The 14,419-nt window shown below is 67.1% G+C and carries 15 protein-coding genes; 5 read left to right on the top strand and 10 right to left on the bottom strand.

The annotated features are described in order from the left end of the window. Positions 1-58: 58 nt before the first annotated feature. The 5 genes from WDC82_RS17720 to WDC82_RS17700 form a co-directional block, all read right to left on the bottom strand. The gene (locus tag WDC82_RS17720; RefSeq protein WP_340118705.1) at positions 59-898 is read right to left on the bottom strand and encodes a DUF3883 domain-containing protein; all 840 of its coding nucleotides are present in this window, start codon (positions 896-898) and stop codon (positions 59-61) included. Between the two features lie 63 nt (positions 899-961). Further along, complete coding sequence (locus WDC82_RS17715; protein WP_340118704.1) at positions 962-1,297, bottom strand: hypothetical protein; 336 nt, start codon at positions 1,295-1,297, stop codon at positions 962-964. 85 nt (positions 1,298-1,382) lie between these two features. Then, a complete protein-coding gene (locus WDC82_RS17710) occupies positions 1,383-1,892 on the bottom strand; it encodes a hypothetical protein (RefSeq protein ID WP_340118703.1) in 510 nt (169 codons plus the stop codon). 98 nt (positions 1,893-1,990) lie between these two features. Beyond that, positions 1,991-4,498 (bottom strand): FAD-dependent oxidoreductase, encoded by a 2,508-nt coding sequence (locus WDC82_RS17705; RefSeq protein WP_340118701.1) that lies wholly within the window; start codon positions 4,496-4,498, stop codon positions 1,991-1,993. A 298-nt stretch (positions 4,499-4,796) separates the two neighbouring features. Then, positions 4,797-5,396 carry an XRE family transcriptional regulator gene (locus WDC82_RS17700; protein ID WP_340118700.1) on the bottom strand — a complete coding sequence of 200 codons (600 nt, stop codon included), beginning with the start codon at positions 5,394-5,396 and terminating at the stop codon, positions 4,797-4,799. Positions 5,397-5,571: 175 nt separating this feature from the next. Between WDC82_RS17700 and WDC82_RS17695 the strand changes: the two genes are divergently transcribed. The 4 genes from WDC82_RS17695 to WDC82_RS17680 all read left to right on the top strand — a co-directional run bounded on the left by WDC82_RS17695 (position 5,572) and on the right by WDC82_RS17680 (position 9,292). After that, positions 5,572-6,768 (top strand): fumarylacetoacetate hydrolase family protein, encoded by a 1,197-nt coding sequence (locus WDC82_RS17695; protein WP_340118699.1) that lies wholly within the window; start codon positions 5,572-5,574, stop codon positions 6,766-6,768. Positions 6,769-6,866: 98 nt separating this feature from the next. After that, a complete protein-coding gene (locus WDC82_RS17690; protein ID WP_340118698.1) occupies positions 6,867-7,319 on the top strand; it encodes a GNAT family N-acetyltransferase in 453 nt (150 codons plus the stop codon). Between the two features lie 31 nt (positions 7,320-7,350). After that, positions 7,351-8,802: a RimK family protein gene (locus tag WDC82_RS17685; protein ID WP_340118697.1), complete on the top strand. Its 1,452-nt coding sequence runs from the start codon at positions 7,351-7,353 to the stop codon at positions 8,800-8,802. Between the two features lie 112 nt (positions 8,803-8,914). After that, entirely contained in the window at positions 8,915-9,292 is a 378-nt protein-coding gene (locus WDC82_RS17680; RefSeq protein WP_340118696.1) for a DUF427 domain-containing protein, read from the top strand. 132 nt (positions 9,293-9,424) lie between these two features. Here the strand turns inward: WDC82_RS17680 and phnE are convergent, their stop codons facing one another. From phnE to phnC, 3 genes are all read right to left on the bottom strand, one after another. Next, on the bottom strand, positions 9,425-10,273 hold the full coding sequence (gene phnE, locus WDC82_RS17675; RefSeq protein ID WP_340118695.1) for a phosphonate ABC transporter, permease protein PhnE: 849 nt from the start codon (positions 10,271-10,273) through the stop codon (positions 9,425-9,427). A gap of 67 nt (positions 10,274-10,340) precedes the next feature. Then, positions 10,341-11,345, bottom strand: a complete 1,005-nt coding sequence (gene phnD, locus WDC82_RS17670; RefSeq protein ID WP_340118694.1) for a phosphonate ABC transporter substrate-binding protein — start codon at positions 11,343-11,345, stop codon at positions 10,341-10,343. 40 nt (positions 11,346-11,385) lie between these two features. Continuing rightward, complete coding sequence (gene phnC / locus WDC82_RS17665) at positions 11,386-12,282, bottom strand: phosphonate ABC transporter ATP-binding protein (RefSeq protein WP_340118692.1); 897 nt, start codon at positions 12,280-12,282, stop codon at positions 11,386-11,388. Positions 12,283-12,471: 189 nt separating this feature from the next. Between phnC and WDC82_RS17660 the strand changes: the two genes are divergently transcribed. Beyond that, on the top strand, positions 12,472-13,077 hold the full coding sequence (locus WDC82_RS17660; RefSeq protein WP_340118691.1) for a HutD family protein: 606 nt from the start codon (positions 12,472-12,474) through the stop codon (positions 13,075-13,077). Positions 13,078-13,104: 27 nt separating this feature from the next. Here the strand turns inward: WDC82_RS17660 and WDC82_RS17655 are convergent, their stop codons facing one another. Both WDC82_RS17655 and WDC82_RS17650 read right to left on the bottom strand, forming a co-directional pair. After that, positions 13,105-13,926, bottom strand: coding sequence for a hypothetical protein (locus tag WDC82_RS17655; protein WP_340118690.1), 822 nt, complete (start codon positions 13,924-13,926; stop codon positions 13,105-13,107). After that, positions 13,923-14,327, bottom strand: coding sequence for a helix-turn-helix domain-containing protein (locus WDC82_RS17650; RefSeq protein WP_340118689.1), 405 nt, complete (start codon positions 14,325-14,327; stop codon positions 13,923-13,925). The genes WDC82_RS17655 and WDC82_RS17650 overlap by 4 nt, the downstream gene beginning before the upstream one ends. Positions 14,328-14,419 lie beyond the last annotated feature (92 nt).

Here is a 14,419-nt window from a genome sequence, read left to right as displayed (position 1 = left end):
GGCGGGCGGCGATGCCGCCGACAACAACATATATGGAGCGACCGAACATCTCCAAAGACTATAGGGGCGCTGCCCGCCACGTCTCGGCCTGAAGGCTCAACACCTGCTCCAATGGAGGCGCCACACTGAAGACGCGTGGCTTCTGTGCGAATAGATGAACCCGATAGAGCCGCCAAGCATCGGCGCGGGCTTCTGCCACTTCGCGTTCATTGCGGGTCAGGAAAAATGGTGTCCGGGCCGAACCGTTCGTGGTCTTCACTTCAATCAGCCGTTCCCGGCCTTCCGCCGTAAACGAAAGCACGTCATATCCGGCCCCATCACCATCTTCCGCAGCAACCCACCTCACCTTACGCGCCAAATCAGCACGGTTAAAAGTGATCAGCTGCCGCCGCTCGACCTCCAGCACGAATTCCTCGCCCGCCTTACCGAGTTGTCGATTGCGGAAGTCACGTGCCACCGGATCGAACTTCTTGACCAGCTTCTCCAATCTCGGCGGCCTCATCGCCACATCAGTCCGCATCGGAGGAGGCTCTATGAAGACCTGTCCTGCTTCTGCAAGATAGACAGGTTGGGAGGGCGTCTGAACAAGCGGTCTTTCCCCACCGTCAGAGAGATAGCGGTCAATAGCACCGAAAATCGCATTCTGGTAGTTCCGCTTGGGCTTATAGCCCTGAATCCATGGCAGACCGAGTTCCTCCAGCACCGCGGATATATTCTGGTGCTTGAACTCGACCGAACGGTGGGTGCGCCCGATCTGCTTCATCAGGATGGCGCTGTGATGGCTCTTCACGTAGGGCTCACCGGCCAATTCTTTGCTGAGCATGACAAAGTAGTCGCTGACGATGACGTCCAGCTCCTCGTCAGTCCAAGTTGTCCCAATTTTCTCTTCGTCTGCCACTGATTGGCCGCAGCTCACTCTAACTTTACAATCAACGATGTTCCACAAGCTGCAGGTTGGCAACTAAAGCTGCGTCATCCTTCCGGCGGCTGACTTTGCCACCGACCTGCTGATTTCGGTAAGAGTGCCCAGGGCAACCGCGAAAAGAAGAGTATATATTCCGTGGTCTATCATCTGTCCGCTTGTACTAAGGCCCAGATAGGCGCCAGGCTCAGGTTCAACGAAGGTTCCAGAGGCTACGCTCCAGCCAACACCGACTTTGACGAGGCCAAAGAGAAAGGTCACAAAGGCGACAACGCGCCCGAGGTTCGTGAAAAGCATCCTTATTTCTCCCCTAAGAACCCGGCTTGTCGCCTGAATAATATCATCCGCAGGCTTCGAAGCTGCTAGCAAGTTCATCCGCGCTCCCCACCATCTCCTCACCCGGGTCATGCATCAGCTTGAGGCTCGCGCCGCTCGTCAGTCCCCCAGCATTGGCCCCACATCAGGCCCCACGCTCCGGCGTTGTAAAGAACATCGCGCGCATGCGCTGCGGGCCGATCTGGTTGGCCAGCTCGCGAAAGCCGGTGTAGACGAGGAACAGGATCGCCAGCCACATCTGGATTGCCGCGAAGCGCCCCCAGGTGAAATGCGCCGCTTCCTCCGCGACGCCGGTGGCGAAGCCGTATTCATTGGTCGCCGCCGACAGCAGCGCTTCGGCAATGCGGATCAGCGTGGTGATGGCGATATAGAGCGCCGCTTTCCACAGCGTGTTGTAGATCAGCGGCTTGTGGGGATAGCGGTTGAAGAAGGGCAGCTTGTCGGCGATCAGCACCGCCTTGCCGACAATCAGCGCGCCGACCGTCGCGGCGCCGTGGGAGACGATGCTGAATCCCCGCGCCGGATCCATGAAGGTGATCGTCAGCACGAGCACATTGAAGCAGACAAAGAAGAAGATCGTCGGCACCAGCATCAGGCGACCTTCGTGCAGGATCACCGCGCCAATGTGTTTCATTCCCTTGTCTCCCCGAACGGGCCTCCCCAAAGCTGTGCTCCCTGCCAGGCGACCCATCCATGCAGGGTTACGGGCGTGCCGCGCGCAATCCGGTCTCCCTACCCCCGCACCCGCTCCCCGCTCGGATCATACATCGGTTTCAGGCTCACTTCCGCCGCCACCTTCTCCCCGGCCACCTCGATCTCGTAGGCTGAGCCGAGCACGTCGCCGGCGCCCTCGTCTACCCCGCAGTGCACGTAGCCGAGGCCGACCGCCGCGCCCAGGTGGTGGCCGTAGGCGCCGCTGGTGAGATGCCCGGCGATGGTGCCGTCGCGCCAGATCGGCTCGTTGTGATAGAGCAGCGGCTCGGGGTCGGTCAGCTTGAACTGCACGAGGCGCCGCGTCAGGCCGGCCTCCTTCTTCCGCTCCACCGCGGCCTTGCCGATGAAGTCGCCGTAGCGGCCGGCCGGCTTGCCGGTCTTCACCGCGAAGCCCAGACCCGCCTCCAGCACGTGGTCCTCGTCGGAGATGTCGTGGCCGAAGTGGCGGAAGGCCTTCTCCACGCGGCAGGCGTCCAGCGTGTGCATGCCGCAGAGGCGCAGGCCCTGGGGGCCGGTGTCGCCGCCGGCCTCCATCAGGCGGTCGAAGGCATGGCGCGCCATGTCGGCGGAGACGTAGAGCTCCCAGCCCAGCTCGCCGACGTAGGAGATGCGGTGTGCGCGCGCCAGCACGGCGCCGAGCTCGATCTCTTTCGCCGTGCCGAAGGGAAAGGCCGCGTTGGAGAGGTCGGCCGTGGTGGCGCCCTGCAGCACCTGGCGCGCCTGCGGGCCCATGACCGCCAGCACCGCCTCGCCCGCCGTCACGTCGGTGACGATGCAGTGCGCGTCCTCGGGCGTGTGGCGGCGCAGCCAGGCGAGGTCGCGCCCGGCGACCGCGGCGCCGGTCACCACCAGGAAGGCGGTCTCGGAAAGGCGCGTCACGGTGAGGTCGGCCTCGATGCCGCCGCGCGCGTTCAGCCACTGGGTATAGACGATGCGGCCCGGCTCCACGGCGACGTCGTTGGCCGAGATCTTCTGCAGCACCGCCTCGGCGTCGCGGCCCTCGACGCGGAACTTGGCGAAGGAGGAGAGGTCGAAGAAGCCGGCCCCCTCGCGCACCGCCTTGTGCTCGCCGGCGGCATAATCGAACCAGTTCTGCCGCTTCCAGGAATAGCGGTAGCGCGTGTGCTCGCCGCGCAGCTGCGCCTCGGCGGGCAGGAACCAGTTGGCGCGCTCCCAGCCCGCCGCCTCGCCGAAGCAGGCGCCGCGCCCGGCCAGGCGCTCGTGCAGCGGGGAGTGGCGCAGGCCGCGCGCGGTGGCGAACTGGCGGTAGGGGAAGTGGTCGGCGTAGAGCAGGCCGAGGGATTCCGTCGCGCGCTGGTAGAGGTAGCTGCGGTTGTTCTGGAACGGCTGCATGCGGCGGATGTCGACGTCCCACAGGTCGAAGGGCGGCGCGCCGCCGTCCATCCACTCGGCCAGCGCCTTGCCGGCGCCGCCCGCGGACTGGATGCCGATGGAGTTGAAGCCGGCGGCGACGAAGAAGTTGTCGAGCTCCGGCGCCTCGCCCAGCAGATAGCGGTCGTCCGGCGTGAAGCTCTCCGGCCCGTTGAAGAAGGTGTGGATGCCGGCGGTCTCCAGGATCGGCAGGCGCTTCACCGCCGCCTCCAGCACCGGCTGGAAGTGGTCGAAGTCCTCCGGCAGCTGGTCGAAGCAGAAGTCCTCGGCGATGCCGTCCATGCCCCAGGGCTTGGACACCGGCTCGAAGGCGCCCAGCAGGATCTTGCCGGCGTCCTCCTTGTAGTAGGCGCACTCGTCGGCGACGCGCAGCACCGGCAGATTGCGCGGCAGCTCGGGGATGTCTTCGGTGACGATGTAGAAGTGCTCGCAGGCCTGCAGCGGCACGCGCACGCCGGCCATCAAACCCACTTCGCGCCCCCACATGCCGGCGCAGTTGACGACGTAATCGGCTTCGATGGTTCCTTTGTCCGTCACGACGCCGGTCGCGCGCTCTCTGCTATTCGCGCCTTTCGCTTTCAGGATGCCGGTGACCTTGGTCTGCTCGAAGATCTTGGCGCCGTTCTGCCGCGCGCCCTTGGCCAGGGCATGGGCGATGTTGGCGGGATCGGCCTGGCCGTCCTTGGGCAGGAAGACGCCGCCGGTGACGTCGGCAAGGTTCAGCAGCGGGTACTTCGCCTTCACGTCGTCGGGCGTCAGCACCTCGACGTCCAGGCCGAAGGTCTTGGCCATGGAGGCGCCGCGCTTCAGCTCCTCCAGGCGCTCGCCCGTCAGCGCGACGGAGACCGAGCCGTTCTGCCTGAAGCCGGTGGCGACGCCCGTCTCGGCCTCCAGCGTCGTGTAGAGCTCCGCCGAGTACTTGGCGAGCTGCGTCATGTTCGCCGTCGCGCGCAGCTGCCCGATCAGCCCCGCCGCGTGCCAGGTGGTGCCGCAGGTCAGCTGCTTGCGCTCCAACAGCACCACGTCGGACCAGCCGAGCTTGGCCAGGTGGTAGGCGACCGAACAGCCGATGACGCCGCCGCCGATGATGACCGCGCGCGCCTTGCCGGGGAGTTCACGGGGAGATTCACTCATGCGTTTCTCTTTCTCGATCTAAGGCCCTCTCCCCCCGTGGGAGAGGGCTGCGAAGCCTTGGCGAGCGCCAACGAACCTGGGCGCAGCTGGGTGAGGGGAAGCCCGCTGGCAGTCAAGCCCCCTCACCCTCCCGCTGCCGCGGGCCCCTCCCTCTCCCACGGAGGGGAGAGGGAAGTCGCGGCCACCGCTTCGCCCTTCTTCCTCTCCCCTCGCGGGAGAGGGATGCGAAGTCTTGCTGAGCGCGCGAGCGCGAAGCTAGACGAAGCTGGGTGAAGGGGGATCTTGGCCATCAGCGCCCTCAATAGATCGGCGGTGCGATGACCCAGATCACCTCGGCGGCGACCTTGCCGGGATTGCGCCAGCGCGCGGGCTCGCGGTTGATGCGGAAGCTGTCGCCGGCCTGCAGGTGGAAGTGCCGCGCGCCGATCCACAGCTCCAGCGCGCCGCGCACCAGGTAGCCGGTCTCCTCGGTCTCGCGCAGCAGCAGGTCCTTGCGCTCGGCGCCGGCCTCGAAGACGCAGCGGATCACCTCGAAGCTGCCGCCGAGGTCCGGCGACAGCAGCTCCTCGGTGTGGCCGCTGACCGGCGTGCCGATGTGGCGCCGCCCGGCGGCGCGCACGACGCAGCCGCGCTCGGCCTCCGGCACGGCGTCGTGCACCAGGAACCACGACAGCGGCGCGCCCAGCGCCTTGGCGATGGCGCGCAGGTCCTCGATGCCCAGCTCGGAGAGGCCGCGCTCGGCCTGGCTGAGGAAGCCGACCGAGCGGTTCACCGTCTCCGCCAGTTCGATCAGGGTGATGCCGCGGTTCTTGCGCAGCGCGCGCAGGTCGCGGCCCAATCGGGAACCGGGACTGGTTCCGATTTCCGCCGCCTCGCCGCTTTCGGCCGCCTTCGCCACGTCCCGCCCCCTTTGTTCGTTTCACAGCCTGCCACGGGCCTTCGTGAAATTTCCAGTGATTTTTTCACCGGCGCCATAGGCCTTTTAGGACGGTTCACCCCCGGCGCGGAAAGCTTTATAACGGCAGCTTGATAGCGCTCCCATCAGCCCGTAAGTCCGATAAGAAGGCCGCCCCATGGATCTCTCGCCCGATTTCATCCTGCCCGACGACAAGACCGCCGGTCTTCTGATCGGCCGTGCCTGGCTGCCGGCCTCGGCCGCCAACGCCGTCGCCGGCCCCAGCCCGGTGCTGCTGGACGGCGACCGTGTTTTCGATCTGTCCGGCCTGGCGCCGACCACCGCGCAGCTGTTCGAGGTGCCGGGGCTTACCGCCACCCTCGCCGCGGCACGCCGCAGCGGCCTGCCGGCGGTCGGCCCGCTCGCGGCGCTGCTCGCCAACTCCGCCTGGGACCGGCGCGATCCGTCGAAGCCCTACTTCCTGGCGCCTGCGGACCTGCAGGCCTTGCGCGCCAGCGGCGTCACCTTCGTCGATTCGATGCTGGAGCGCGTGATCGAGGAGCAGGCCAAGGGCGACCCGCAACAGGCCGATTCGATCCGCGCCGGCCTGCAGAAGGAGATCGGCACCGAGCTGGCAGCGCTGAAGCCCGGCTCGCCGGAGGCCGCGCGCCTCAAGGCCTCGCTCATCGAGCGCGGGCTGTGGTCGCAGTACCTCGAGGTCGGCATCGGCCCCGACGCCGAGATCTTCACCAAGGCCCAGCCGATGTCCGCCGTCGGCACCGGCGCCGAGATCGGCATTCTCAAGTCCTCGGTGTGGAACAACCCGGAGCCCGAGGTGGCCGTGGTGGTCAACAGCCGCGCCGAGATCGTCGGCGCGACGCTGGCCAACGACGTGAACCTGCGCGACGTCGAGGGGCGCAGCGCCCTCCTGCTCGGCCGCGCCAAGGACAACAACGCTTCCTGCGCCCTCGGCCCCTTCATCCGCCTGATCGATGCCGGCTTCACCCTGGACGACCTGCGCAGCGTGGTCATCGAGGTCGAGGTCGCCGGCGAGAGCGACGGCTTCACCATCGCCGACGACTATCCGCTCTCCGCCATCAGCCGCGACATCGAGGACCTGGTGGCCCAGGCCTTAAACGCCGACCACCAGTATCCCGATGGCCTGGTGCTGCTGCTCGGCACCATGTTCGCGCCGATCCAGGACCGCGACAAACCCGGCGAGGGCTTCACCCACAAGCTGGGCGACCGTGTCACCATCCGCGCCCGCCAGCTGGGCGCCCTGGTGAACCGGGTGAACCACTGCGACAGGATCGCGCCCTGGACCTTCGGCAGCACCGCGCTGCTGCGCAACCTCGCCGCCCGCGGCCTGCTCTGAGCGGCCGTATCCCCGGCGGGTTGTTGTCCCGCCGGCTTTGCGGTTAGACTCGGTGCTTCTGCGACCGGTGCGGCCGGCGCGCTGTCTGCCTGGAACAGATGATCCGACCCGCCACGCTCGAGGACCTGCCCGCCCTTATGGAGATCGAGGCCCGCGCCTTCACCCATGATCGCATTTCCCGGCGCAATTTCCGCCACCTGCTGAGCGGGGCCAACGCGGTCTCCCTGGTCGACACCGACCGGCAGGGCCTCTGCGGCTACGTGACCGTGCTGTTCAACCGCCGCTCGCCGCGCGCCCGGCTCTATTCCCTCGCCGTCGATCCGCGCTGCCGCGGCCGCGGCCTGGGGACGAAGCTGCTGGCCGCCGCCGAGAAGGCCTGCCGGGCGCAGGGCCGCAGCGCCCTCTGCCTGGAGGTGCATCCGCGCAATGCGAAGGCGCGGCGGCTCTACAAGCAGACCGGCTACCGCGCGATCGGCCGCTATCCCGACTTCTACGAGGACGGCGCCGATGCCGTCCGCCTGGAAAAGTCCCTCGCCCCCGCCAAGGCCTAGCCCCCTTCCCGACGGAGCACCGACACCCCGCATGGCAAAGCACATCGTCGTCATCGACCAACCCAAGGACTTCAAGTGGCCCGACCCGGCCATCGAGGTGATGACGCCGCGGGAGTACATCACCCGCACCCAGGTCTCCGGCGAACGCGTGCGGGTCATCAACCTCTGCCGCGACACCAGCTACCTCGCCCTCGGCTACTACTGCTCTCTGCTGGCCGAGGCGCGCCGCCAGAAGGTCATTCCCGCCGTCGAGGTGCTGCTGGAGCTGAACTGGAAGCGGCTCTACCGCACCTACCTGCCCGAGCTGGAGGCCGAGTTCGCCAAGGCGCTGCAGGGCGAGAGCGACCTCGACGACCGCACGGTCTACTTCTTCTTCGGGCGCAATCCGGATGAGCGGCTGGCCGAGGTCGGCCGCCGCCTCTTCGACCTCTTCCGCTCGCCGATCCTGGCGGTCGAGCTGCGCTACAAGCGCGACTGGCGCATCCGCGCCCTCGGCACCGAGTCCCTGCGCGAGGTGCCGCCGGAACTCGGCGACGCCTTCGCCGACGCGCTGACCCGTTACACCAAGGCGGCCTGGCGTTCGCCGCGCCACAAGGCGGCCAGCAAGTACGACCTGGCGATGCTTTACGATCCGGAAGAGTCCCTGCCGCCCTCGGACCCCAAGGCGCTGGAGAAGTTCGCCGACGCCGGACGCGCGCTCGGCATCGGCGTCACCATGGTGACGCGCCGCGATCTCGGCAAGCTGGCCGAGTTCGACGCCCTCTTCATCCGCGAGACCACGCGCATCGACAACCACACCTACCGCTTCGCCAAGAAGGCCGCGGCCGAGGGCATGCCGGTGATCGACGATCCCGGCTCGATCCTGCGCTGCACCAACAAGGTCTACCTGGCCGAGTTGCTGCAGGCCCACAAGATCCCGGCGCCCAAGACCATGCTGGTCGACAGCAACACCCTGGAGCAGCTCGACAAGGCCATTCCCTACCCCATCGTGCTGAAGATCCCCGACGGCTCCTTCTCGCGCGGCGTCCACAAGGCGGAGAACCGCCAGGAACTGGAAGCCATCGCCAAGGACCTGCTGAAGCGCTCCGACGTGATCCTGGCGCAGGAGTTCATGTACACCAAGTACGACTGGCGCGTCGGCGTGCTGAACCGCAAGCCGCTCTACGTCTCGCAGTACATGATGGCGCGCAAGCACTGGCAGATCGTGCAGCACGGCCCGGCAGGCAGTGTCGTCGAGGGCGCGTCCAAGACGCTCGCGGTGGCCGACGCGCCGGAGGCGGTGGTGAACACCGCGCTGGCCGCCGCCAACCTGATCGGCGACGGCCTCTACGGCGTCGATTTGAAGCAGAACGAGCGCGGCGTCTTCGTCATCGAGATCAACGACAACCCCAGCATCGAGGCCGGCGTCGAGGACGCGGTGCTGAAGGACGGTCTCTATACCGCCATCGTGCAGGACTTCATCCGCCGCATCGAGAGCCGCTGAGACGGCGGATTTCCGGCGCGCCCCGTCATTTTTCCGGATTTTTCCTGGACCTTCCGGGCCGCGGTCCCTATGTCAGCCGGGAACTCTACGAAAAGTGCAGGAGAAAGCGCCCATGACGGAAAAGACCAGCGTCAAAGAGACCCACAGCGCCACCGTGTCCATGGCCGGAGAGCCCTATGCCGCCAAGGTCGACGGCGTCACCGTCGCCCTCTCCGACCGCGCCATGATCCTGGAGGAGGTGAACGGCGACAAGGCCTATGCGCCGGTGGTCTACTTCCCGCTGGACGACATCGAGCCGGAGATGCTGGAGCCGACCGACCACAGCACCTACTGCCCGATCAAGGGCAACGCGCGCTACTTCACCGTGAAGGCCAACGGCAGTGCGCTGGAAAACGCCGCCTGGAGCTATCCGGAGCCGCTGCGCCAGGTCGGCGCCGTGAAGAACTACGTGGCCTTCTACCCGGACAAGGTGAGCGTCGAGCGGGTATAGCCCTGCAACACATCCTTCGAGACGGCGCTGTCGCGCCTCCTCAGGATGAGGACTCCCATAACCTCATCCTGAGCAGTTTGCGCTGCCAGCGTCTCGGAGCATGCGCCGCCCCTCCCCAGATCAGCCGCTCTCTCAGATCAGCCGCTTGCGCAGCTGGGATGACAGCATGTCGATGATGGAGACCACGGCCACCACGACGACGATGACCGCGGCGGCACGGTCGTACTGGAAGGAGCGGAAGGATTCATAGAAGGTGAAGCCGATGCCGCCGGCGCCGACGATGCCGAGCACCGTGGCCGAGCGCACCAGGGTCTCGAAGCGGTAGAGCGAGAAGCTGCTCCACAGCGGCAGCACCTGCGGGATGACGCCGTAGATGACCTGCTGCAGGCGGCTGGCGCCCGTCGCACGGATGGCCTCGACCGGGCGCGGATCGATGGCCTCGACGGCCTCCGAGAACAGCTTGGAGATGACGCCGAGGTTGTGGATGAACAACGCCATGACGCCGGCGAAGGGGCCGAGGCCGACGGCGGCGACGAAGAGGATGGCGAAGACCAACTCGTTGATCGCGCGGCAGGCATCCATCAGGCGGCGCATCGGCTGCACGACCCAGACCGGCGCGATGTTGTTGGATGACAAAAGCCCGCAGGGCACGCCGACGACGATCGACAGCGCCGAGCCCCAGAGCGCGATCTGCACCGTCTCGATCATCTTCTCGATGAACATGCCGAGGTCGGTGAAATCCGGCTTCAGGAAGTCGCTGATGAAGACCGCCATGTTATCGGCGTCGGTGATCAGGAAGGTCCAGTTGTTGACCTCCGCCGGGTAGTAGGAGAGGCCGAGCAGCACGGTCAGCACCAGGGCGACGGCCGCGTTGCCCAGGAAGGTCGACCAGCGCGGCCGCAGGGCATCGCGCACCTCGGGCGAGAGATCCTGGAGGCCCGGCGTGGCGGTGGCAGTCGCGGGGGCGGTGGCGAGACTCATGGCGGGTTCCGTCTGCAAGGAAAGGAGGCGGGCGGGCACCGCGGCGCCCGCCCGCCGATAGCGGAGATCAGTAGCCGGCCTCGCCGACGATCCCGGCCAGCGCCTTCAGGTCGGCCAGTTCCTTGTCGGCCGCCTGCACGCCGGCCTCGTCGCCCGCGGCCTTGGCCTTCACCTTGGCCTTGAAGGCCTCGATCTGGCGCACGTCGAGCAGCTGGGCATTCGACGACGCGAGGAAGGGGCCCCAGCCGTCGGACATGTTGGCCAGCACCTCACGCTCGTGCTTCACCTTCTCGGCATCGCCGAAGCGGCCGTACTGCATGAAGAAGTAGTAGATCTTCTGCTTGGCGTCCGCGGCCAGTTCCTTGCGCCACACCATCGGATCGGAGGGGATCAGCGGCGAGCGCCAGATCTCCTTGATGTTGGACGCGGCTTCCGGGTTGGTCTTGGCGAGACGCGCGTAGATCGACTCGGTGTTGTTGGTGGCCACGTCGATCTTGCCGTTGGCGACGGCCATGGCGTTGCCTTCGTGGTTGGAGTTCACCACGCGGGCGAAGCAGTCTTCCGGCTCCTTGCCGTTCAGGCCCCACACGTAGTAGCCGGGGATCACGTAGCCCGAGGTCGAGTTCGGATCGCCGTTGCCGAAGGTCAGCGTCTTGTCGCACTTCAGCACGTCGTCCAGCGAGTTGATCTTGCTGTCCTTGTTGACGATCAGCAGCGAGTAGTAGCCCTTGGTGCCGTCGTCCTTGATGGTCTGGGCGAAGACCTCGCCGCCGGCGCGGTCGACCGCCTCGATGGCCGACTTGTTGCCGAACCAGGCCACGTCCACCTTGCCGAAGCGCATGCCTTCGATGACGCCGGCGTAGTCGGAGGCGAAGAACGGCTTCACCGTCACGCCCAGTTCCTTCTCCATGTCCTTGAGGAAGGGGCCGAAGGAGGCTTCCAGCGCCGAGGAGGACTCGGTCGAGATGATGCCGAAGTTGATCTGCTCGGGCATCTCGGCCTGCGCCACGGAGGCGCTGAAGACCGCGGCCGTCGCGATCGCGGCGACTGATGTGGTGAGGGTTTTGAGCATCGTTTACTCCTGTTTGACTGATGCAGAGCGGCAGATAAGGTCAGGCGGTGGCAGCAACCCGGGCGGCTTCCCGAATGCCGTCTCCCGCGCGGTCCGGGCGCTGCGCGCCGTTGCCCGCGGGACGCGGCCCGGCGGCCTTCGCCGCCTTGGCCGGGCGCGCCTTCACGAGGTCGAGGCTGCCGGCCTCGACACCGTAGAGCTCGGCGATATCCTCCGGCGTGATGGCGCCGGTCGGCCCGTTGTGAATCACCCGCCCCTCCTTCAGGGCGATGATGCGGTCGCAGTGTTCGAAGGCGTGGTCGATCTGGTGCAGCGAGACGATCACCGTCGCCTTGTCCTGGCGGTTGATCGCGCGCAGGGTCGACATGACGAGATTGGCCGAGGCGGGATCGAGCGAGGCGATCGGCTCGTCGGCAAGGATGAGGCGCGCCTGCTGGGTCAGCGCGCGGGCGATGGCGCCACGCTGCTGCTGGCCGCCGGAGAGCGTGGAGGCGCGCTGGTGCGCCTGGTCGATAAGGCCGACGCGCTCCAGCGCCTGCAGCGCCATCACCCGGTCAGCCTGCGCGAAGAGGCCGAGCGTGCCGCGCCAGCGCGGCGCACGCCCCAGCCGTCCGGCCAGCACGTTGGTCAGCAGCGACAGTCGGCTGATGAGGTTGAACTGCTGGAAGATGACGCCGACATCACGGCGCAGTTCGGCGCTCTGCGCGCTGAAGCGGCCGTCCCGCTGGGTCTCCTTGCCGAACAGGGCGATGCGCCCGCCGGTGCCCTTGTCCATGCGCTCCAACCCGCAGATCAGGCGGATCAGCGTGGACTTGCCGGAGCCAGAGGCGCCGATCAGGCCGATCATCTCGCCCTCGCCGATCTTCAGGTCGACACCGTGGAGCACGGTCTTCTTGCCGAACGACTTGCGGACACGCGACAGCGTGATGACGGACATGCGGAAGACCCCCTGAGCCTGACGATGGCAGGACGGACTCGCCGCTGAGGGCGGCCCGGCTCGCCCCAAGCTCTACAGGGACCGCGTGACTCTAATATGACAGCGGAGGGTCCCTTTTGTTGCCCGACTCGGCCATGTGAGGGAAAGTTCGGCCGGAATCGGATCAGAATCGGAGCAGACGAGGAAACCATGCCCACCCGAACGACCCGGCGCATTCTGGTGTCGGACATCGCCGCGGCGCCGTGGAAGAACGGCGGCGGCGTCACCCGGGAGATCGCGACAGGCGCCTCGCCGGGCGCCGGTGCGGATCCCGACGCCGATTGGGGCTGGCGCGTTTCCCTCGCCGAGGTGGCGCGGGACGGGCCCTTCTCGCTCTTCCCGGACACCGACCGCGTCATCGCGGTCATCGACGGCGCCGGCATGGATCTGATCCGCCCGGACGGTTCGATCTTGCCGCTCGACCCATTACAGCCCGTCCGCTTTGCCGGCGAAGCGCCGCTGTCCGGGCGCCTGCGCAGCGGCCCGGTGCGCGACCTCAACGCCATGGTCCGGCGCGGCCGGTTCGCGGCGCAGATGGAAATTCTGCAGGGGCCGTCGTCCGTCTCATTCGAGACCGGCGATCACGACTGCCTGCTGGTCCTGACCCTCATCGGGTCATGCGCTGTCCGCTTGGAGGGCGACGAATCCCACGACCTGGCGCCGGCGGAGGTTTTAATTCACGAGGGCACCGTCCGCGCCGATGTCCAACCCGCGGCGAACGGCCGTGCCGCGGTGATCCGCATCGCGGCGCAATAAGACCATCGACGGGAAGCCGCGGCGCCTTCAGTCGAAGCGGACCGTCAGCCCCGCGATCCCGAGGTCGCCGTAGTCCGACGTCCAGGTCTCACCCGGCGCCACCGGCCAGGCATCGGTGAGGGTGCCGGTGGTGACGATCTCGCCGGCGGCGAGCGGCGGAAACTGCGGCTGGCCGCCCAGCACGCGGGCCAGGGTCGCCAGCGCCAGCGCCGGGCTGTCCAGCACGTTGGCGCCGATACCCCGATCGACCACGGAGCCGCCGCGCGACAGCGTGGCAGCGAACACCGGCAGCCGTGCAGCCAGGTCGGCGCGATTGGCGTCGGTCACATCCACAGGCGTGCCGACGATCAGCGCGCCGTGCAGCCCGAAGGCGGCGGTGCAGTCCGGCGCCCGGAACGTCCAGCCGGGAAAGTGGCTCTGCACGATCTCGAAGCCCGGCGCCATCCATTCGACGGCGGCAAGCACCTCCAAAGGGTCCTCCGTCGGCCCCAGCGGCGCCTTCAGCTTGAACACCACCTCGGGCTCCAGGCGCGGCTGCACGAAGCCGCCGAGCGGCAGGCGCGCCTGCCCGTACTCGGCGACCTGCACCGTGTGCGCCCAGACATGCGCCCACATCGGCTGCCAGACACCGTAGCGGTCCCAGATCGTCCGGTTGGTGAATCCGATCTTGCGCCCCACCGGCCGCCAGCCCTGGGCCTCTCGCCGCGCCTCGATCTCCGCCAGCACGGCGTAAGCGTCGTCGACCGAGAAGTCCGGCAGCGACGCGGTGATCGGCTCGACGAAGGCCGCCGCGTCGTAGGCGCCAATGAGCCGGTCGGCGATGGCCTGCAAACGGCCGGTCTGAGTCATTCCGCCGCCACCGCCTGTTTGCGAGTGGCCTTCTGGGGAGCACGGCGCTGCTTCGCCTTGGCCCGTGTCTTCAGCTTGTGACCGACGTCGGCGATGGCGTTGATGGCGGGGATCAGCTGTTCGCCCAGATCGGTCAGGGAATATTCGACCGAGGGCGGCGAGGTCGGCTTCACCGCGCGGTGGATGACGCCCTTGGCCTCCAGGTCGCGCAGGCGCGTTGTCAGCACCTTGGCCGAAACCTTGGGGATGTCGACGCGCAGCTCGTTGAAGCGCCGCGGTCCGCCGCTGAGATTCCAGATGATGTTGGGGGCCCAGGCGCCGCCGAGCACCTCCATGCACTTGCTGAGGGGGCACTCGTTGGGCGGGGGTGGGCTGAGGTTCTTGCGGATCTTCAGGGCCATGGAACTGCCAGCTTTGCCAAGGGTTACCGATCGGAAACCCGATAATGCCATAACCTTTGGTCTGTAGGTATACAAAAGTAACTGCATGGTCT

Source organism: Pelagibius sp. 7325, assembly GCF_037652055.1.
Classification (GTDB): domain Bacteria; phylum Pseudomonadota; class Alphaproteobacteria; order Kiloniellales; family Kiloniellaceae; genus Pelagibius.
This window is presented reverse-complemented; position numbering and strand designations above follow the sequence as displayed.